General features: G+C 59.2%; 22 protein-coding genes. 8 read left to right on the forward strand and 14 right to left on the reverse strand.

Features of this window, described 5'->3' with window-relative positions:
• Positions 1 to 11 precede the first annotated feature (11 nt).
• Entirely contained in the window at positions 12 to 626 is a 615-nt protein-coding gene (locus FHS83_RS06955; RefSeq protein ID WP_167082202.1) for a pseudaminic acid biosynthesis-associated methylase, read from the forward strand.
• 164 nt (positions 627 to 790) lie between these two features.
• On the opposite strand, the gene FHS83_RS06960 is transcribed toward FHS83_RS06955, so the two are convergent.
• From FHS83_RS06960 to flbT, 4 genes are all read right to left on the reverse strand, one after another.
• Entirely contained in the window at positions 791 to 1,618 is an 828-nt protein-coding gene (locus FHS83_RS06960) for a flagellin (protein WP_167082204.1), read from the reverse strand.
• 427 nt (positions 1,619 to 2,045) lie between these two features.
• A complete protein-coding gene (locus tag FHS83_RS06965; RefSeq protein ID WP_167082206.1) occupies positions 2,046 to 2,870 on the reverse strand; it encodes a flagellin in 825 nt (274 codons plus the stop codon).
• A 258-nt stretch (positions 2,871 to 3,128) separates the two neighbouring features.
• A complete protein-coding gene (flaF, locus tag FHS83_RS06970; RefSeq protein ID WP_243846193.1) occupies positions 3,129 to 3,425 on the reverse strand; it encodes a flagellar biosynthesis regulator FlaF in 297 nt (98 codons plus the stop codon).
• 13 nt (positions 3,426 to 3,438) lie between these two features.
• Positions 3,439 to 3,864 carry a flagellar biosynthesis repressor FlbT gene (flbT, locus tag FHS83_RS06975; RefSeq protein ID WP_167082210.1) on the reverse strand — a complete coding sequence of 142 codons (426 nt, stop codon included), beginning with the start codon at positions 3,862 to 3,864 and terminating at the stop codon, positions 3,439 to 3,441.
• A gap of 153 nt (positions 3,865 to 4,017) precedes the next feature.
• On the opposite strand from flbT, the gene FHS83_RS06980 reads away from it, so the two are divergent.
• Positions 4,018 to 5,769 carry a tetratricopeptide repeat protein gene (locus FHS83_RS06980; RefSeq protein ID WP_167082212.1) on the forward strand — a complete coding sequence of 584 codons (1,752 nt, stop codon included), beginning with the start codon at positions 4,018 to 4,020 and terminating at the stop codon, positions 5,767 to 5,769.
• 9 nt (positions 5,770 to 5,778) lie between these two features.
• On the opposite strand, the gene FHS83_RS06985 is transcribed toward FHS83_RS06980, so the two are convergent.
• The 6 genes from FHS83_RS06985 to FHS83_RS07010 all read right to left on the reverse strand — a co-directional run bounded on the left by FHS83_RS06985 (position 5,779) and on the right by FHS83_RS07010 (position 10,952).
• Positions 5,779 to 6,753 carry a transglutaminase family protein gene (locus tag FHS83_RS06985; RefSeq protein WP_167082214.1) on the reverse strand — a complete coding sequence of 325 codons (975 nt, stop codon included), beginning with the start codon at positions 6,751 to 6,753 and terminating at the stop codon, positions 5,779 to 5,781.
• Positions 6,754 to 6,836: 83 nt separating this feature from the next.
• Entirely contained in the window at positions 6,837 to 7,781 is a 945-nt protein-coding gene (locus FHS83_RS06990) for an alpha-E domain-containing protein (RefSeq protein WP_167082216.1), read from the reverse strand.
• A gap of 1 nt (position 7,782) precedes the next feature.
• Positions 7,783 to 9,171 carry a circularly permuted type 2 ATP-grasp protein gene (locus FHS83_RS06995; protein ID WP_208414984.1) on the reverse strand — a complete coding sequence of 463 codons (1,389 nt, stop codon included), beginning with the start codon at positions 9,169 to 9,171 and terminating at the stop codon, positions 7,783 to 7,785.
• A gap of 264 nt (positions 9,172 to 9,435) precedes the next feature.
• Positions 9,436 to 10,155, reverse strand: coding sequence for a uroporphyrinogen-III synthase (locus tag FHS83_RS07000; RefSeq protein ID WP_167082220.1), 720 nt, complete (start codon positions 10,153 to 10,155; stop codon positions 9,436 to 9,438).
• Positions 10,156 to 10,157: 2 nt separating this feature from the next.
• Positions 10,158 to 10,472 (reverse strand): phosphoribosyl-ATP diphosphatase, encoded by a 315-nt coding sequence (locus FHS83_RS07005; RefSeq protein WP_167082221.1) that lies wholly within the window; start codon positions 10,470 to 10,472, stop codon positions 10,158 to 10,160.
• Between the two features lie 15 nt (positions 10,473 to 10,487).
• A complete protein-coding gene (locus tag FHS83_RS07010) occupies positions 10,488 to 10,952 on the reverse strand; it encodes a YybH family protein (RefSeq protein WP_167082223.1) in 465 nt (154 codons plus the stop codon).
• A 179-nt stretch (positions 10,953 to 11,131) separates the two neighbouring features.
• On the opposite strand from FHS83_RS07010, the gene FHS83_RS07015 reads away from it, so the two are divergent.
• Genes FHS83_RS07015 through FHS83_RS07025 form a run of 3 tightly spaced genes read left to right on the forward strand, consistent with a single transcriptional unit; the run spans position 11,132 to position 12,947 of the window.
• Positions 11,132 to 11,689, forward strand: coding sequence for a hypothetical protein (locus FHS83_RS07015; RefSeq protein ID WP_167082225.1), 558 nt, complete (start codon positions 11,132 to 11,134; stop codon positions 11,687 to 11,689).
• A 1-nt stretch (position 11,690) separates the two neighbouring features.
• Complete coding sequence (locus FHS83_RS07020) at positions 11,691 to 11,993, forward strand: winged helix-turn-helix domain-containing protein (protein WP_167082227.1); 303 nt, start codon at positions 11,691 to 11,693, stop codon at positions 11,991 to 11,993.
• Positions 11,994 to 12,041: 48 nt separating this feature from the next.
• Positions 12,042 to 12,947: an acyl-CoA thioester hydrolase/BAAT C-terminal domain-containing protein gene (locus tag FHS83_RS07025; RefSeq protein WP_167082229.1), complete on the forward strand. Its 906-nt coding sequence runs from the start codon at positions 12,042 to 12,044 to the stop codon at positions 12,945 to 12,947.
• Here the strand turns inward: FHS83_RS07025 and gluQRS are convergent.
• Positions 12,922 to 13,773, reverse strand: a complete 852-nt coding sequence (gene gluQRS, locus FHS83_RS07030; RefSeq protein WP_167082230.1) for a tRNA glutamyl-Q(34) synthetase GluQRS — start codon at positions 13,771 to 13,773, stop codon at positions 12,922 to 12,924. The genes FHS83_RS07025 and gluQRS overlap by 26 nt on opposite strands.
• Positions 13,774 to 13,832: 59 nt before the next feature.
• Here gluQRS and FHS83_RS07035 point away from each other — a divergent pair, with 59 nt between their 5' ends.
• Positions 13,833 to 14,501 (forward strand): alpha/beta hydrolase, encoded by a 669-nt coding sequence (locus FHS83_RS07035; protein WP_167082232.1) that lies wholly within the window; start codon positions 13,833 to 13,835, stop codon positions 14,499 to 14,501.
• Between the two features lie 134 nt (positions 14,502 to 14,635).
• Complete coding sequence (locus FHS83_RS07040; protein ID WP_167082234.1) at positions 14,636 to 15,193, forward strand: HNH endonuclease; 558 nt, start codon at positions 14,636 to 14,638, stop codon at positions 15,191 to 15,193.
• 63 nt (positions 15,194 to 15,256) lie between these two features.
• On the opposite strand, the gene FHS83_RS07045 is transcribed toward FHS83_RS07040, so the two are convergent.
• On the reverse strand, positions 15,257 to 16,762 hold the full coding sequence (locus FHS83_RS07045) for a S10 family peptidase (RefSeq protein WP_167082236.1): 1,506 nt from the start codon (positions 16,760 to 16,762) through the stop codon (positions 15,257 to 15,259).
• 129 nt (positions 16,763 to 16,891) lie between these two features.
• Positions 16,892 to 17,560, reverse strand: a complete 669-nt coding sequence (locus FHS83_RS07050) for an O-methyltransferase (RefSeq protein ID WP_167082238.1) — start codon at positions 17,558 to 17,560, stop codon at positions 16,892 to 16,894.
• Positions 17,561 to 17,640: 80 nt separating this feature from the next.
• Here FHS83_RS07050 and FHS83_RS07055 point away from each other — a divergent pair, with 80 nt between their 5' ends.
• Positions 17,641 to 18,264: a TetR/AcrR family transcriptional regulator gene (locus FHS83_RS07055; RefSeq protein ID WP_167082240.1), complete on the forward strand. Its 624-nt coding sequence runs from the start codon at positions 17,641 to 17,643 to the stop codon at positions 18,262 to 18,264.
• Here FHS83_RS07055 and FHS83_RS07060 read toward each other — a convergent pair.
• On the reverse strand, positions 18,261 to 18,812 hold the full coding sequence (locus FHS83_RS07060; RefSeq protein ID WP_208414266.1) for a demethoxyubiquinone hydroxylase family protein: 552 nt from the start codon (positions 18,810 to 18,812) through the stop codon (positions 18,261 to 18,263). The two genes, FHS83_RS07055 and FHS83_RS07060, sit on opposite strands and share 4 nt — an antisense overlap.
• Between the last annotated feature and the right edge of the window lies 1 nt (position 18,813).

Here is an 18,813-nt window from a genome sequence, read left to right on the forward strand (position 1 = left end):
GACGCCGAACCATGACCTTCAAGACCGAACAGGAGCGCTTTTGGGCGGGAAGCTTCGGTGACGAATATCTGAAGCGCAATCAGGGCGAGGCGATCATCGCCTCCAATGTTGCGCTGTTCACCCAGATCCTGCGCTCGGCACCAGGCATCACCTCCATCGTAGAGTTGGGCTGCAACATCGGCCTGAACCTGCGCGCCTTAAAGCGCATGAAGAGCGCTTTCGAGCTTTCGGCCTATGAGATCAATCCGAACGCCGCCGCCGAGGCGCGCGCCGCGGGGGTTGCCACCATCACCGAAGGTACCATTCTGGATGAGCTTTCCGCCGAGACCCCGTATGACCTCAGCTTCACCAAGGGCGTGCTGATCCACATCAACCCGGAACAGCTCGAGAAGGTCTATGCCAATCTCTACCGGCTGTCGCGCCGCTACATCATGGTCTGTGAGTATTACAATCCGAGCCCGGTGACGGTGAATTATCGCGGCAACGAAGACCGCCTCTTCAAGCGCGATTTCGCCGGCGAGCTGATCGAACGCTATAACCTGAAGCTGGTCGATTACGGCTTTGTCTATCACCGCGACAATTATTTCCCGCAGGACGACGTGACCTGGTTCCTGATGGAGAAATAGAACCCGCATTTCGGGACGCGTACAAAAAAATTCGGCGGCGAAGCTTTTTGCTTCTGCCGCCGTTTTTCTTTTTACCCCTACCCACGCCCCGGGGATGAAGGCTAAGCCTCTCATCAGCGGACAAAACCGGTGGCGGGCATTTGGGGCCCGCCACCGCTTTACGCTTACTGGAAGAGAGACAGAACCGTCTGCGGAGCCGAGTTGGCAATCGAGAGGGCCTGCACGCCGAGCTGCTGCTTGGTCTGCAGCGCGGTGAGGCGGGCGCTTTCGGTGGCCATGTTCGCGTCCACCAGGTTGCCGATACCGGCCTGGACCGTATCGGACAGCTTGGACGAGAACGACAGCTGGATCGAATACTGCTTCGAACCGGCCGACAGTTTGGCAAGGGCGGCGTTGACCGCCTTCAAAGAGGTTTGAACCGTCGAGACCATCTTGCCCGCGTTGGTCACGGTGTCGATCTTGTCGGTGGTCTTCACCGACACGATACCGCCAGACAGGCTCATGTTCTGCGCCGACACCTTGATCGTGCTCTGGCCGTCCACGGACGCCAGGGCGGAGATCGAGTTGGTAGTGCCGTTCAGCAGGTTATAACCGTTGAAGGAGGCGTTTTTCACGATCGAGGTGATCTGATCGCGCATCGCCGTAAAGTCGTTATTGAGAGCGGAACGGCTCGCCGTATCCAGCGACTTGTCAGAAGCCGAAAGGGCCTTCTGCTTCATCTGGATCAAGAGGTCCGAAATCGACGACCCGGCGGACATGGCGACGTCCACAGAGGACATGCCACGGTTCAACGAGTCAGTCACCGCTTCATACGACGCAACGTTGCCGCGCATGTTCTGCGCGATTGCGTAGGCAGCGCCGTCGTCCTTAGCGGACGACACTTTCATGCCCGTGCTGATGGCGTTCTGCGTGGTCTGCATGTCGCCCTGAGTCTTGCTCAGGTACTGAAGTGCAGTCATCGCACCAACGTTGGTATTGACGCTAAGAGCCATGATAATTTCTCCATTCTGGCTGTTAACAGCGAGCGTTTTGCTCAAGGGGCGTTATGCCCTGCATACTGATACGCAAGGGGCGTGCCGAAAGCCGGGTAAGCCTCGGTAATACTTCGCTAATCTTGTTTTTAGCGGGACCGCGCCAAATCGTTTTCGAGGGCTTTGAAGCGCATTTTAAGGAGCGCAAAAACGGGCCGGCATATTCTGCCCAGCTGGGCAATTCCTGCCGCTTGACCTGGAAAAGCTTGCCGCAACGGCAAGGCGAGGGGACGCTAATATCCCGCGAGACAGCGCCTTGTCCGGAAAAGAAAAAAGCAAGGCGCGGGGCATCCCTCGCAACCTTGCTTGAACATTCCTAAGCGCGAAAACGCCAGAAAAGAGCGCGGGAGCCGGTTCCCGCGCCCTCTTCTGTCGCGCTTCTGCGCGATTACTGGAACAGCTGCGTAATCGTCTGCGGTGCGGAGTTGGCGATCGACAGAGCCTGCACCGCAAGCTGCTGCTTGGTCTGCAGGGCGGTAAGCTTGGCGCTTTCGGTGGCCATGTTGGCATCGACCAAGGAGCCGATACCAGTGGTCAGCGTATCGGTGAGCTTGGAGGTGAAGGAGAGCTGGATCGAGAACTGCTTGGAGCCCGCCGACAGCTTGGCGAGCGCGGCGTCGACGTTCTTCAGCGAAGCCTGAACCACCGAGACCATGTTTTTGGCAGTGGTGACGGTGTTGATCTGGTTGGTGGATTTGACGGTGACGATAGAGCCGCCGAGCGAGAGGTTCTCCGACGAAACTTTGAGGGAGTTGACGCCATCCGGCGAGGCCAGGGCGCTGATGGCATTGGTCGAGCCGTCAAGCAGGTTATAGCCGTTGAAGACCGCATTCTTGACGATCGAGGTGATCTGATCGCGCATCGCGGTGAAGTCGTTGTTCAAAGCATCGCGGCTGGCGGTATCGATGGATTTGTCGGAGGCCGAGAGGGCCTTCTGTTTCATCTGGATGAGCAGGTCGGAAATCGACTGGCCGGCGGAGAGCGCGACATCGGTCGTCGACATGGCACGATCCATCGAGTCGCTCACGGCCTTATAGCCGGCGACATTGCCGCGCATGTTCTGGGCGATCGCGTATACAGCACCGTCGTCCTTCGCAGACGAGACCTTCATTCCGGTAGAGATCGCGTTTTGCGTCGTCTGCATATCGGACTGGGTTTTGTTCAAGTACTGGAGGGCGATCATCGCACCTGAATTGGTGTTGACGCTCAACATGTTTGTATTCTCCACTTCCGGCTTAGTGACTGTGGGCGAGGCGCCCGCAGAACCTGATCGCAAGCCTCGTGCCAGTGTAAAAAAGCCCGAAAATAAAGGCTTTTATGACCGTCTTGAGCGGTTGAGGCACAATTGTCCGGGGAACGTTTTGCCTACCGGCAATTTCTGTGCACAGGTTTTTCGCGTGGAACGGAAAAACAAAAAGGCCGGCACAGCGGCCGGCCACTTTACAATTTTCATCCAAAAGAGGTTTCGCGTTCAGCCCTGCCCCTCGAGGCCCTGCATGATGCTACGATTGATGTCGATCAACGGATCGAGCGGAGCGCCGCTGCGGATCACATCCTTGGAATAGCGCGTTACGAACAGCGACAACGAAACGATATTGGCGCGCAATCCTTCCGGCAGGCGGTTGGAATTGTCGAGACAATCAGCGGCCAGAAGGCGCCAGAGCTTGCGGTTGGAATCCACAACCTCGGCAAGGCTGCCGCCGCTCTTGTTTTCACGTTGTGCCGAAAGCATCGCGCCGGTTACCTGCCCAAACAGGCGGTATTCCATCTCACGAGGGCTCTCAACAACTCGCTGCGTGTTCTGGTACGATTTCAGGGACATAGTTGAGCCGCGCTCCTTCGAAATCAAACAACTTCCGGCAGATCATCAGCGCCTTGTAATAGGAGCCGGCCATGACCTCTCGGGATATCTCTACGCAGTTCGCAAGCGCTTCGCGGTTCTCGATCGCGCCCATGAATTCGGTCATACGGATCGCGAATTCATTGTAGTATCGGGTCACATCCTCGGGATCGAGATACATCATCATGACCGGGAAGTAGATGCGCCGCGCTGGCGTATTGGCTTCCTCCTGCTGCATGATATCTTTTTCCCGCAGTAGACAGGCTTTATTCTGGATCACCATGGTAGCGCGCTTGTCACCGTTAGTAATAACGGCGCCATTGAGCACGAACTTCTCACCAGGCTTGAGCGACAGTTTCAGAGGCATGAAGCACTCCCACAAGATGGGTGAAACCGAATTTAGACGGACAAAGTTAACAAACCCTCAGCGGGACAAAGGGCCCGCGCTCTTCTTTGTTCACCTCCGCTTAAGTAGAAATGGCTTTAATTCCAGCGGTAAATCCGTGAGGTTAAAGGCCAAATGGCCAAATTCGCCCCCGCCAACACGCTTAATGACTTGGACGATTTTAACGCCAAGCTCGATGCGCTCTCCAAACTTGAGGCGCTCGCGGAAGAATTCCAGCACCAAAAGGAGCGCCGCCGCTCCTCGCGCTTTGTCAGAAGCGGAGTGGTTGCCTGGCGCAGGGGCGATATTCAGGCCGCGGGCCGCGCAGCTTTGCGCGCCACCGAAATCGATGAGACCAACCCCACGGCATTTCATCTTCTCGCCAAATATCTGGAGCGCATGGGCCATACCATGAAGGCGCTGCTTGCCTTCGAGAAAGCCTATCAGCTGAACCCCAGCTCGAGCGATGTTCTGATCGATATCGGCATGACGGCCTTCAAGCTCGAGCTGCATGACGCGGCCATGGATATGTATCGCAAATACATAGCCGCAGAGCCCAATTGCGCGTTGGGCTACAACAACCTCGCCATGGCACAGGCGGATCTCGATCATGTCGAGGAGGCGATCGAAACCTTGCGGGGTGCGATCTATCGCTTGCCCGATCAGGCGCTGTTGTGGAATTCACTCGCCACGGTCCTGGCCGAAAACGGACGCGCCGAAGAAAGCCTTGTCTTCTATCACGAAGCCATCCGGCTGGAGCCGGGCTCCGGCAGCTTTCGCCATAATCTGGGCTTTGCATACCAATTTCTCGGCCAGATGTCCGACGCGCTCCCGACCTATGACGAAGCTGCGAAATACTGCAAGGACCCCATCGAAGTGATGGAGATCGAGCATTCGCGGGCCCATTGCCTTTTGGGCCTCGGCCGTGTCGAGGAAGGCTTCAAGGCTTATAAGGTTCGCCGCAACGAGCGGTTCCGTCTCTATGCGGACGTTCCTATCAAGGCCCCCTACTGGCAGGGCGAGGATGTGACCGGCAAAAGGCTTCTGGTCATTGCCGAGCAGGGGCTTGGCGACGAAATCCTTTTTTCCAACATCGTTCCGGATATGCTGCGCCTTGTCGGCCCCACCGGCAAGCTGCAGCTCGCCGTCGATGCGCGGCTGGTGACGCTGTTCCAGCGCTCTTTCCCGGAGGTGGAAGTCGGGGCCTATGAGGACCGCGCCATCCGCAGTGAGGATCTTCGCCAGCAATGGCGCTTTGTGCCCTTCGCGATCCAGAATGGCGATCCCGACTATTTCGTCTTGCTTGGCTGCCCGCATGAATGGCTGCGCAAGACGGTTGACGATTTCCCAGGCGAAGCATTCCTGAAGCCTGATCCCGCACGAGTCGCCGAATATCGCGATATTCTGGCCAAGGGCGGGCCGGGCCTGACGGTCGGCGTTTGCTGGCGCTCGATGAAACTCGATACCAAGCGCGGCAAATACTATAGCAGCGCCGACGAATGGGCCGAGATTTTCAAAATCCCCGGGGTGCGCATCGTCAATCTGCAATATGGCGATTGCAGCGAGGAAATCGCGCGCGCCGAAAAGGAATTCGGCATCAAAATCGAAGTGATCGACGGGCTTGACCTGAAGGATGATCTGGAAGGCGCCGCGGCACTTTCTGCGGCCCTTGATCTTGCCATCTCGGCGCCAACGGCTTCGGCAGCCATTGCAGCAGGTGTCGGCACCGAAACCTGGATCCTCAGCGCCTGCTATGCCTGGCCGCAGCTCGGCACGGATCATTATCCCTGGTACAAAAACACGCGCGCCTTCCATCCCGCCCGCTTCGGCGACTGGAAAACACTGATCAGCGATGTCGCCGCGGAACTGCAAAAGCGCGTGGGATAAGCCTTCGCGCTATTGCTGCTGCTGTTGTTGCTGCTGCTGGTGATAGAGCCGCTCCGGCATGGAGGGGGTCGGCGGCGGCGAAGACATCGGGCGTGCGACGCGCAGGAAATCCTCGTGCCTGACCGGCGCTTGCGTCGGCTCGACTGAGACCGCAGTGGCAAGCTCGTGTTCCAACGGGCCCTTATAGGTGCCACGCGTCGGCGGCACATCGGCGTAATCGCGCCCCACTGCGGCGCGGATATGGCGCTCGGCCGCGACCACGTTATTGGTGGGATCAAAGCCCACCCAACCCAAACTCGGCAGATAGCATTCAAGCCAAGCATGGGTCGCATCGGCACCTGAGCGATCCTTGGCTTGCGGGCGATGATAGAGGTACCCCGAAACATAGCGTGTGGGGATACCCCAGCTTCGCGCGATCGCGATCATGATGTGGGTGAAATCCTGACAGACGCCGCGCTTTTCGGTGAGGGCGTGATCGATCAGCGAGTTCACCTCGGTGATGCCGCTTTCATAATCGAAGGCTTCGTTGATGGTGGCGTTGAGCTTCTTCAGCGCGGTGAGCGGATCGCCCTCCGGCTTGGAGAGGCCATTCTCCTGGATGAAGCTGGTGAGCAGCGCGGAAGTTTCAGTGAATTTCGACGGCTCCAACAGATCGAAATGATCGTGATTGAGGTTATAGCCGTTGAAGCGCGACCATTCGAGCATATCGGCTGCTTCGGGAAGGCTCGTGCGGCGGGTGAGTTCCACCACGGCCTGGGATTCAATGCGCAGCTCTTCATGCGCCCGCAGCACATTGAAGTGATAGACCGCATTGCCGAAATGGTCGGTATAGGCATAAAGCTGGGCGCGGGGATTGGTGTTGATCTGGAACGAGCGCAGCGCCTGGGGCCCTTCGGAGCGCGGCTGCATGCGGATTTCCATCACGCTCTCGCGCACTGGGGCGAGATAGCGAAAACGGGTGATGTGGCGGATCGAATAGAACATTCAGCTTTCCCGCTGGTCTCGAGAGAGGCGAATGGCAGTGAGACGCTGCCCAACTGCCATTCGCCGTCTCGCCCCCATTTAGCTCATAGAACCGTCTCTGCCCCATAGGTGATATAGGCGGCGTAGACGGCGTCGTGTATTTCTTCGCATTGCGCGGCGATGTCGGCGAGGAATTTGGCGATGGTGCCTTGCGCCATCAACTCTTCGACTTGCGTGAAATCGGCGAGCGCCTTCAGGCGGCCAGCCAAGCGTTCGACACTCGCCCTTCGGTTCGGCGGCGCGCCTGGGGCGACACGCAACAGCGCATCACAGACCCGGTCGATGGAAAAACGCACCGAATGTGGAAATTCCGGATCGAAGAGCAGGAAGTCGGCAATCTTCTCCGGCTGGATCGCGGCGGTGTAGACTTTGCAGTAAGGCTCGAAGGCCGAACAGAATTTGAGCAGCACCAGCCAATCGAAATATTTCGGCTCGGCGGCCACCATCATCTTGGCGGCGCCGAAATGCAGATCGAGCAGGCGGCAGACGAGCTGCGCGCGCTCAAGATGGCGGCCGAGCTCGAGGAAGTACCAGCCCTCGCCATGGCTCAAGGTGGAATAGGTGACGCCCCCCAGCGCATGCAGATCCTGTAGCGTCTCGCGGAAGATCGTAGCCGGATAGCGCGTATCCAGCATGTCGTTGCCGCGCAGCTTCAGATAAAGACGATTGAGATTTTCCCACACCTCCACAGTGAGCTGTTCGCGCACTTGGCGGGCATTCTCGCGCGCAAAGGCGAGCGAGGCGAGAAGCGAATTGGGACTCTCCCGATCAAAAGCGAGATGCTGGGTGATGACCATGGCATCACTGTCGCGCGGGGCTTCTTCCTCTGCCGAAAGACAGGCCACCACACGCTGCCACGAAGCTTCCGCCTCTTCGCCGGTCTGTTCCACCGTGGTTTCGAGCTTCACTGCGAGGAGCCGCGCGGTGTGCTCGGCCCGCTCCAGATAGCGGCTCATCCAGTAAAGACTGTCAGCGACGCGGCTCAGCATGTCAGTGGCTCAGCACCCATGTATCTTTGGACCCGCCGCCTTGGCTGGAGTTGACCACCAGACTGCCACGCTTCAAGGCCACGCGGGTGAGCGCACCGGGCACGATCTCGGTCTTTTCGCCATGCAGGATGAAGGGGCGCAAGTCGACATGGCGCGGCTCAACCCCGCCATCGACAAAGGTCGGCGCAGTGGAAAGCTGGATGGTGGGCTGCGCGATGTAATTCTCTGGATCGGCTTTGATCTTTTCCGCAAAAGCCTCGCGTTCGGCTTGCGCGGCATGCGGCCCCACCAGCATGCCATAGCCGCCGGATTCGCCCACCGCCTTCACCACCAGCTTGTCGAGATTGGCGAGCACATGCGAAAGCGCTTTCGGCTCGCGGCAAAGATAGGTCTCGATATTTTCGAGGATAGGTTCTTCGGCGAGGTAATAGCGGATGAGACGCGGGACATAGGCATAGACCGCCTTGTCATCAGCGACCCCGGTACCAAGCGCATTGGCGATTACGACATTGCCAGCGCGATAGGCGTTGAAAAGGCCCGAGACACCGAGCGCGGAATCCTCGCGGAAGATCAAAGGATCGATGAAATCATCATCGATGCGACGGTAGATGACGTCGATGCGTTTGAGGCCCGAGGTGGTGCGGGCATAAACGACATTGTCGTTGACCAGAAGATCGCGCCCCTCCACCAGCTCGACACCCATTTGCCGTGCCAGGAAGGCGTGTTCGAAATAGGCCGAATTGAAAACGCCAGGTGTGAGCACGGCGATCGACACGTCCTCACGCACCGGGGTCAGCGCCCGCAAGGTCGAAAGAAGCTCGCGCGGATAATGATCGATGGGACGCACACCTTGGGCACGGAAAAGATTGGGGAAAGCCCGGCGCACCACATCGCGATTGGCGAGCATGTAGGACACGCCCGAGGGCACACGCAGATTATCTTCCAAGACAGCGAAGGAGCCGTTCTCACGCCGGATCAGATCGGAGCCACAGACATTGACATAAGCATCATGGGGCACCGGCAGGCCGCGCATCTCGCGGCGGTAATGCTTGGAGCCATAGATCATGCTTCTGGGAATGATGCCGTCTTTCAGCACCCGCCCATCGGTGTAGATGTCTTTCAAGAAAAGATTGAGCGCGAGAATGCGCTGCTTAAGCCCGGCTTCGATCTTTTCCCATTCCTTTGCGGTGACAATGCGCGGAAACAAATCCGTCGGGATGATCCGCTCCGTCGCCTGCTTATCGGAATAGACGGTGAAGGTGATGCCTTGATGCAGAAAGCTCGTCTCACAAGCCTGCTGGCGGCGCTGCAATTCTTCCGGCGCCAGCTTGATCAGCCTTTCGGCCAGCGCCGCAAATTGCGCCCGCACAGATCCATCACTCGCGAACATCTCATCATAGGCAGACCCAAGCTTATAAGCATCGAAGGGGGCCTCGCCGGCTTGCGGCAATCCCCCGCCGAAAGGGGCGCCCGTATCAGTCAAAGAGCCGGAAAGATGTTGCGCGGACATACCGAAGTATGACCCGCGGGCACGCCCTCCCGTCAATGGGGCCTGTGATGAAAGCCTAGGCGAGCCAAAAGCTTTTCGGCATCAAATTCAGGCAAGCTGAACAGAAAGCGGGCGGCGCGCAAAAATTCTTCGTTTTGGCCCAAATCAGGGATTTGCGGCGACCCGCTCCACCGCATCCAACATGGCGGCCTGGTTGGGTTTCTCAGCGACGAGCACCGCCTTGAAAGGCAACGGCTCCAACATCTTGGCGGCCGCAGCGCTGATGCAAATCGCCGCCACCGAACGGCAGGATTCGGTGAGACCCGCACGCAAGATGCAGTCCTTCAGCGCATCTGCGGAGCGGGGCGAAAACACCACCACGGCATCGAGCGCGCCTTGGCCGAGCGCGGCGCGGGCAGCATCGGGCAGCTTGTGCTCTGGGATAACTTCGTAAAGCACCTCGACGGAAACGCGGTAGCCTTCCTCGGCCAGAAGCGTCTTCAGCCGGTTTTCGTTATCCGCGCTGGCCGCATGCACCAGAATGCCTTCTTCCGGCTTGATATAATCCAGCATCGCCTCCGCCATGGTGGCGGCATCGCCATCGGTGCATTCCACTTTTTCGAACCCCGCCGCTTTGGCGGCATCGGCGGTCTGTGGCCCCACCGCAAAAAGCGGAATCTCGCGCTCCTCGGTGCGCCGCGCTAGCGCCCGCACGCCATTGGCAGAGGTCGCCAAAATCGCCGAAACGCCTTCGAAGGTCAGTTCTGGGCCATCGAAAAAGCGCACCGTGAGAAGCGAGGCACAAACCGGCTCATGGCCGCGCGAATGGATGAGCTCGGCAAAGCGGGCTGCATCTTCCTTTGGACGTGTGATCAGAATGCGCATCTTTAACGGCGGGAGGCCTTCTCCTCGAGACCGGAACGGCCTTCGCGTGCCGCCAGCGTATCGTAGACTTCGTCCGGGGTCACCCCAGTCGCGGCCCAAAGCACCATCAGGTGATAAAGAACATCGGCGGATTCGGTGACGACCTCACCTTTTTTGCCCGCGGCGGCGGCAATGACAGCTTCCACCGCCTCTTCGCCGAACTTCTTGGCGCAGCGCTCAGGACCAGCCGCCAAAAGCTTGGCGGTGTAGGACAGGGAGGGATCAGCCTCTTTGCGCGCAGCGATGGTCGCAAACAGCCGGTCCAAGGGATGAGTCATGACAAGTCCTTGAATTCAATGCTTATCGGCGCCGCCGATATCGAGGCAAAATTTATAGCTGCCATCGGTCTGACGCCGCCACTCGGTAACGTAATAGCCCGTGACTTTGATCGGCGCATCCTTCTCGCCAGGCACGGTGTAAACCCAAGTGCCACGGGTCCAGCCCAGAGTGCCATCGGACGAGGCTTCCGCTTCCAGCGGGGTCCAGGTCAGTTTCTGCGCCTTATAGTGGGGCGATTTTTCTTCCTCGGCGAAGGCTGCAGCGATCGCCGCCTTGCCCGAAAGCGGCGGGGTGGGCCCCTGAAACAGGCGGGCGTCGTCGGTCATGTAGGCGAGGAAAGCAGCGTGCATGCCCTTTTCCGCGCTCATCTCGGAGAAAGCCTTGTCGGTCGCGATCAGCTCGTCCTTCGGCGCGGCATATGCCCCCATCGTGGCAGCGGCGAGGGTGGCCAGAGCGGCAAAAATCTGAGCTGGACGCAAGAAAATCCTCACTCTGCGGCGCCATTACGAAGTTTCTTTCATCATTGTAGCAATGGGGGGTGGCTTTAGCCAGCAAAGGGCGGACACGCAGACCTGGCGGCATGCTTCTACTTCTGGCTTGCATCAAGTAACTCTGCCTGATAGAGTTATCTACGATTAACGAGAGATATTTGTACGCGATGGCTATTTCCTCTGAAGAAGCCGCCAAAACCCTCGCCGAAGCGGTGGAAGCCGAGCGCCGAAGCGCACGATTGCGTTTCTATCACCGCTCCTCGCCGCATCTGATCATGTGGGGCACGATCTGGCTGATCGGCTTCGGGGTTTGTGCCCTTCTGCCCAAATACGGCGACATGGTTTGGAATTTCCTGGTGCCGCTCGGCATCGTCGGGGGCGTCGCGATTTCCAGCCGCCTACCGCGTGAAGCGGGGAAGGGTTTTCGAGCTTGGCGCATGGGCGCGCTGGGCGTGCTGATCTTTTTCTTCGTCTCGGCCACTTATTTCATCATGCAACCGCATATGTCGCGGCAATTCGTAGCCTATCCCGCGCTGATCACCGGCTGTGCGTATGTTGCGGTGGGGCTTTGGGCGGGGCCGCGCTATGTCATCTCCGGTATCGCGGTGGCAGCACTCACCCTCTACGGCTTCGTCACCTTCTCGACCGACATGTATTTTCTCTGGATGGCGGTAGTCGGAGGCGGATCGATGATCCTGGCCGGGTTCTGGTTCCGGACGGTGTAATATGGAACAGCCTGATCCCACCATCCATCAGCCCGTGCGCCTCAAGATCATGGCGGCCCTCAAAGCCCTGCCACAAGGCGAGCAGCTCGAATTCGTCCGCCTGAAAGGGATTGTCGGCGCCACCGAAGGCAATCTCGGCGCCCATATCACCACGCTGGAAGAAGCCGGCTATGTCGGCGTGGAAAAGGATTTCGTCGGCAAGCGCCCGCGCACTCGGGTAGCGATGACCCCGCATGGGCGGCGCGCTTTTGAAGACTACGTTTCGTATTTGCAGGAAATCATCGGCGTAGCCGGTTCTTCGTAGCGTTCAAGACGGCCGCCTTCACTCAACTGAGATGGAAGGAGACTCTCCATGAAAGCTTCATGGTGCCTGCTGTTGGCGTGCGCGCTCAGCTTCGCCTCTGCCATGGCGGATGGCGTTCCGGTGCGCGAAAACGGTTTGGTTGCCACTTGGTATGCGCCTGTGCACAAAGCGCCGGTGGTGCTGGTTCTGGGTGGATCGGAATGCGGCGAGAAGGGCGGGCAATTCCTCGCCGAGCATATCGCGAGCCTTGGCTTTGGCGCGCTCTCGCTCGCCTATTGCGGCGTGGACGGGCTTTCGCCCGCGGTAAAAAACATTCCGCTGGAATATTTCGGCAAGGCCATCGACTGGATCGAGAAGCAGCCGCTTACCGACAAGAAACATATCGGCGTCTATGGCGTATCCGTGGGCGGGGAAACCGCGCTTGTCGTGGCGGCGCGCGACAAGCGCATTACGGCCGTGGTGGCGGGTGCGCCCTCATCTGTGGTGTGGCAGGGCTTTGATCCGGCCAATTATGGCGCGGTCTCACCGACCTATCTTCTCGACGGCAAGCCGGTGCCCTATCTGCCTTATGATATGAGCCAGGCTTTCATTTCCATCCTGGATCTCTATCAGCGCAGCCTCAACACCCTGCCGCAGCATCCAGAGGCGATCATTCCGGTCGAGAACATCAACGGGCCCGTGCTGCTTTTGTCCGGCAAGGCCGATGCGTTGTGGCCCTCTCCAGCGATGAGCGAGCAGGTAATCGCGCGGCTGGATGCCAAACATTTCCGCTTCGCGCATGAGCATATCGCCTATGACAATGCGGGACATGTCGCCCCCCTGCCGCCTTCGAATAATTCGGCGCTGAAAACACTCAGCACCTTAGGCGGCACAGAGGAAGGCAACACGGCGGCACGCACCGATGCCTGGGCCCGCACGGGGTCCTTCTTCAAGAAATATCTCGGCAACCCATAAAACCGATACGGGTCATAATCTCCAAGGGATCAGCGCCGCTTTCGCGTAGCGATGCCAAGGTCACGGCGCGGTCCCTTTTGGAAAACTTCTTGCCGCTCTCGTCCAGGATCAGGCGATGATGGGCGTAAAGAGGCTCGGGCAAGCCGAGCAGAGCCTGCAACAAACGCTGAATATGAGTGGCGGTGAAAAGATCCTCGCCGCGGGTGACGAGGTTCACACCTTGAAAGGCATCATCCACCACCACCGCCAAATGATAGGCGGCGGGCGTATCTTTCCGCGCCAACACAATATCGCCGAAACGCTGAGGCTCCGCCTTGATGCGCCCCGTAACGCCTTCGCCGCTTTCTTCAAAATAAAGATCACCCGCCAAAGCCGCCGCCTTCGCGGTATCCAGCCTGAGCGCGTAAGGAATACCGGCGGCGATTTTCTCCGCTTGCTGAGCATACGAAAGGGCGCGGCAGGTGCCCGGATAATGCGGGCCTTCCGGGCCATGCGGCGCCTCTGCCGCGCGCGCGATTTCGGCGGCGATCTCAGCGCGGGTGCAAAAGCAGGGATAGATGAGACCCAGGCTTTTCAGCCTTTCGAGGGCGGCGCTATAGGCCCCCATGCGCATGGACTGGCGCAGGACCGGCATGTCCCAGGAGAGCCCCAACCAAGCCAGATCCTCAAATATTCCCGCCTCATATTCCGGTTTGCAGCGTGTGAAATCGATATCCTCAATGCGAACCAGAAAACGTGCGCCCCGCATCGCCGCGAAAAGAGCTGCATAAGCATGTCCCAAATGCAAAAGGCCGGTGGGGCTGGGCGCGAAGCGGGTGGTGATCATGGGTTGTATTGGCCAGGGGCGGCGTGACAAAGATAGAGGCGACAGAGGAAGAGCGGCAAATGGCACTTTCGGGCCCGCGCATCGCGCCAAAACGTGGCAAAGCAACGGAACTCGTCATCCTGGTACACGGCTATGGCGCCGATGGCGAGGATCTGATCGAACTTGCGGAGCCGCTTTCGCAAGCGCTTCCCGGCGCCGCCTTTGTCGCGCCCAATGCGCCTACACCTTGTCCGGGCGCGCGCTTCATGTGGTTTCCGATCACAGATCTTAATCCGCGTTCGATGCATGCAGGTGTGACGGCGGCAGCTCCGGTGCTCAAAACCGCGATCGAGGCGGAGCTTTCCCGGCTTTCCCTGGGCGTGGACCGGCTTGCCCTGATCGGCTTCAGCCAAGGCACCATGTTGGCGCTGAATCTCATCCTCACAGGGCTTAAACCCGCTGCGGTGGTGGGGTTTTCCGGCGTCCTTACCGGCATGGACGCGGCACCTGCCGATTTGCCGCCGATTTTCCTGGCGCATGGCAGCGCGGATGAGGTGATCCCGGTAGATGCCCTCTTCATGACCGCGGGCGCTTTGGGCGCGCGCGGCGCGCGGGTGCAATGGCACCTGACCGAGGGGCTTGGCCATGGCATCGACGGGCACGGACTAAACCTGGCCGGGCAATTTCTCGCCTCCGCCTTTGCCGGAACGCTTGCGGCGGAAGGGCCCGCTTCGTCAGTTTTACGCTGATTGCGCTTTTAGGCCGGGCGTCGCGTTTCCGTCACACCGAATCGCTTACACTATTGCTGTATTGGCAATCGTGGGCGTTGCTTTTACAGTGGCGCCGCTTTGGTATGGAGGTCTATCTTCCACAGGGTGTTGCCGTGTTAGCCGCGCGCAGTCCTGAAAACTGCCCGGCCCTCGTTCTTAACGCCGATTATCGGCCGTTGAGCTACTTCCCTTTGTCTCTGTGGTCTTGGCAAGACACCATCAAAGCGGTGTTCCTGGATCGCGTAAACATTCTGGAAGAGTACGATCGCACCGTACACTCGCCCAGTTTCGAGATGCGCCTGCCGAGCGTGGTGTCGCTAAAAACCTATATCCGGCCCGCGCGCAATCCCGCCTTTACGCGATTCAATGTTTTCCTGCGCGACCGTTTCGAGTGCCAGTATTGCGGCTCGGGCGATGATCTGACCTTCGATCACATCATTCCGCGCTCACGCGGCGGGCTCACCACCTGGGACAACATCGTCACCGCCTGCTCGCCCTGCAATCTTCTGAAGGGCGGGCGCATGCCTCATCAATGCGGCATGCATCCAAGGCAAAAGCCGCAGCGCCCCAGCGTGATTCAATTGCGCAATAACGGCAGGCTTTTCCCGCCCAATTATCTGCATGAAAGCTGGGCCGACTATCTCTACTGGGATAGCGAGCTGGAGCCGTAAAAGAAAAGGCGGGCAAGCTGCCCGCCTTCGCTCCAAGATTTCACGAGCAGATTATTTGCCCGATCATTTGTATGTGGACATCACATCCTTGCGGAACTGCGCGCCGCTGTCGGTGCGCGAGTAGAACATGTGGCCGCCCGGATAGAGGTGCAGCGAGATGCGGTTCTCTTTGCCGTATGCCGGAAGGGAATCGATGATCAAGCGAGAGGCGAAGTAGGGGCAGGAAAGATCGTTCCAGCCATGCACGATGGTGACCGCCATTTTGGGATCGATGGCGATGGCGCGGCGCAGATCCTGCACCGGCTTATCTTCATCAAGCCCCTTGGAATCCCAGGCACTGTTCACCGCGCCTGAAAGCGCTTCGTAATGGCCTTCCGCCTTCCAGCCGACCTGATGGATCACGAAATCCGACATGGCGGAGGTGGTCGGCGCCAGCAGCGATTCCAGAATAGGATCATGGAAGCCCATGGACTGCGCCACTTCCGGATAGGCATCATAGGCGGTGACATTGGAATCATAGACCGAGCCAATCTTGCCTTCGGCGCGGCGCAGCTCGCGCAGATAAGTCCCGATGTCGACGCGGCCGTTCAAGCGGCGCACCAAAGCCGGATCAAGGCCCGTGAACTCCGCCACTTTGGCCGCGAGGCGGTCTGTGGCTTCCTTGTTCTTGGCGCCCGCGAAGAAATCGACGGGGAACTGGGCGCGTGCGTAAGTTTCAGCAGCAGCCAGCGCGGCATCGTTCAAGGGCTTGCCCTCGCGTTCGAGTTTAGCCGCAGCCATCGAAGGCAGGTCAATCATAAGCGGAAGCGGCGAGAGGCCGTCGGCCCCACTGACCGCAGGCGGATCGAGATAGGGCGAGACCATGGTGATGCCGTTCATACCGACACCCATCTTGGTCTGCAGCTCATAGGCGAGGCGCGGCAAACGATAGCCGCCATAGCTCTCGCCCACGAGATATTTGTGGCTGGTCATACGGCCATTCTGCTGCAGCCAATCATAAACCACGCGGCTTAAATAGCTGATATCCGCATCGGCATTGAAGAAGAGCTTCTTGGCCTTGTCGTCTTCAACCCGCGAGAGCGAATAGCCGGTGCCGACGGGATCGATGAAGACGAGATCGGTGAAATCGAGCCAGCTTGCCGGGTTATCCTTCAGCACGGTGGGATCAGACGGCGTATCGCCCTGATCGCCGAACTGGATGCGCTTAGGCCCGATGGCGCCGAGATTGAGATAGACCGAGGCCGCCCCCGGCCCGCCATTGAAGGCGAAAGTGACAGGGCGGTTCGCACCCGGCACGGTATAGGCGGTATAAACCACCTCGCCGGTAATCTTGCCCTTGTCATCCTTGACCAGGATGGTGCCGACCGTGGCGGTGTACTCGATGCGCTTACCCGCGATCGTGGCCGATTGTTTGATCGACTTGGCGCCGGGCAGATAAGGCGTATCGGCGCCATCCTTCGTGATGATGGTTTTACCCGTGTCTTTTGCCTCGGGCGCGGCATCACCCAGGGCAGGCGCGGCCGCCGCCAAAAGCACGAGTAATCCAAGTGAAGTTCGGCGCAGCATCATGGCCCCCTGAAAAAGCAAGGGGCCATCATAGGCGAGACAATTTGTAGCCCGCAACAGGCCGCAATCCTCACAATCCCGTGGCCTAACGCTTGAACGCAAATGCGGGCGTAAAGGTTATTTCGCGGGCATTCAAAGCTTCATTGAGAGTTCTACATCTTCGGCGAAGGGAAGCGAGAGATAGCCATTGGCTGGATCGCGCACTTTCTTCAGATACTCCGGGCTGTCATCGGCATTATCGGCGACGATTAAGGAGCCCGAAACAAAGTGCGGCTCAAGCAGTGCGAGAATTTGCGGATAAAGCGATTTGGCGCCATCCAAGAGCACGAGATCGATGCGCTGGGGAAGATCGCGGGACAGGGTTTCAAGCGCATCGCCTTCGCGGATCTCGACGAGATCGGCAAAGCCGGCGGCCTTGATGTTTTCGCGCGCCTTGGCGGCCTTGCTCGGCTCGAACTCACTGCCGATGAGAACACCGCCGCCATTGTCGTGCAGCGCCGCCGCGAGATAGAGGGTGGAGATGCCGAAAGAAGTGCCAAACTCTACAATCGAAAGCGCGGTGGTGGCGCGCGCCAGAAGATAGAGAAGCCCGGCCGTCTCCTTAGACACAGCGAGATAATGCTCGCGCGCCATGCCATAGAGCGTGCGGTGGTCGGCCATGATGGCGGCGCGCTCCTCTTTGGTCAGTGTCTGAAAGGTTTCCTCGACTACGCTGCGGCTTTGATCGGCTTCCGCGAAGAGCCTTTCCAAAAGCGGGGCGAGCGGCGAGGTGAAAAGAGAAGATTTGGCGGGGATGTTCATGCAAGAACCTTTGGCTTGGTTTGTCCCGCATAAAATGCGAATGTTTAGTCAGGTTCACAATTCGCATTGGCCAAAGCCCGATGGCAGCACAACAAAAGCCCAAGATTTCCGCGCGAAAACGCCCGCAACAAGACCGCTCCAAACACCTCGTCGCCGCGGTTCTGGAGGCCTCTATTCGCATTTTGAAACGCGATGGGGCAGGCGGGTTCACCATGGCGCGCATTGCCGAGGAGGCTGGGGTGAGCGTGGGCTCGCTCTACCAGTATTTCCCGAACAAGCAGGCCGTGCTGTTTCGCTTGCAGACCGCCGAATGGGAAGAAAACAGCGCCTTTCTGGCAGCGATCCTGGTTGATGGCCGCCAAAGCTGGGAGGCCCGCCTCAAAGCAATGATCCGCCGCTTCTACTATTCCGAATGTGAGGAGGCGCCCTTCCGCAAGGCGCTGGACGATGCGGCGCCGCTTTATCACCAAACGCCGGAAGCGATTGAGCATCACAAGGCGAACGCCAAGATCCTGAGCGATTTTCTGGCTGAAGCCTTGCCGCGCCTCGGACCTGCCAAGCGCGCTTTCGCCATAGATATGCTGAAAACCACGGTCAGTGCGATCGGCAACAAGGTTTCGGAACAGGAGCGGCCACCAGCTCAGATCGATGCGCTGGCCGCCGCGACCGCCGATATGCTGATCGCCTGGTTGAAAGGGCTTTAGACCCGGGTCGAGAGCGCGATGGCGAGCTTGCAGCCAGTTTGAATCGCGGCGCTGAGCGCGGGATGGCCGACCGCTTTTTCGGAACCGAGTTCGATGGCGGCATCGTGATGTTCCACCTCTTCGGCGCGGAACTTCGCGATGGTGGCTTTAAGGTCCGCCTCATCCTCACCCAAACGGTCGAGCTGGTCGCCGTAATGACGGTCGATTACCGCTTCCACTGCCTCGGTGCAGGTCATGGCGGCACGCTCCCCCATAAAGGCCGTAGCAGCGCCAAGCGCGAAACCAGCGACGCGCCAGATGGGTTCCAATGCGGTAGGACGCACGCCGCGTTCGCGCAAGAGCGCTTCAAAGCGCTTCAGATGCTCGTCTTCCTGCGCCGCCATGTGACGGATCGCCATCGCCGCCGGGCTGGAGCGATCCCCCAGCACCGCGAGCTGACCCGCATAGATGCGCACGGCGCCATATTCGCCCGCATGATCGACGCGGATCATGGCAGCCACATCATCGCCAACAGTGGGCCCGGGGGCGGCAGGACGGTTCCGGCGCATG

Source organism: Rhizomicrobium palustre, assembly GCF_011761565.1.
GTDB lineage: Bacteria > Pseudomonadota > Alphaproteobacteria > Micropepsales > Micropepsaceae > Rhizomicrobium > Rhizomicrobium palustre.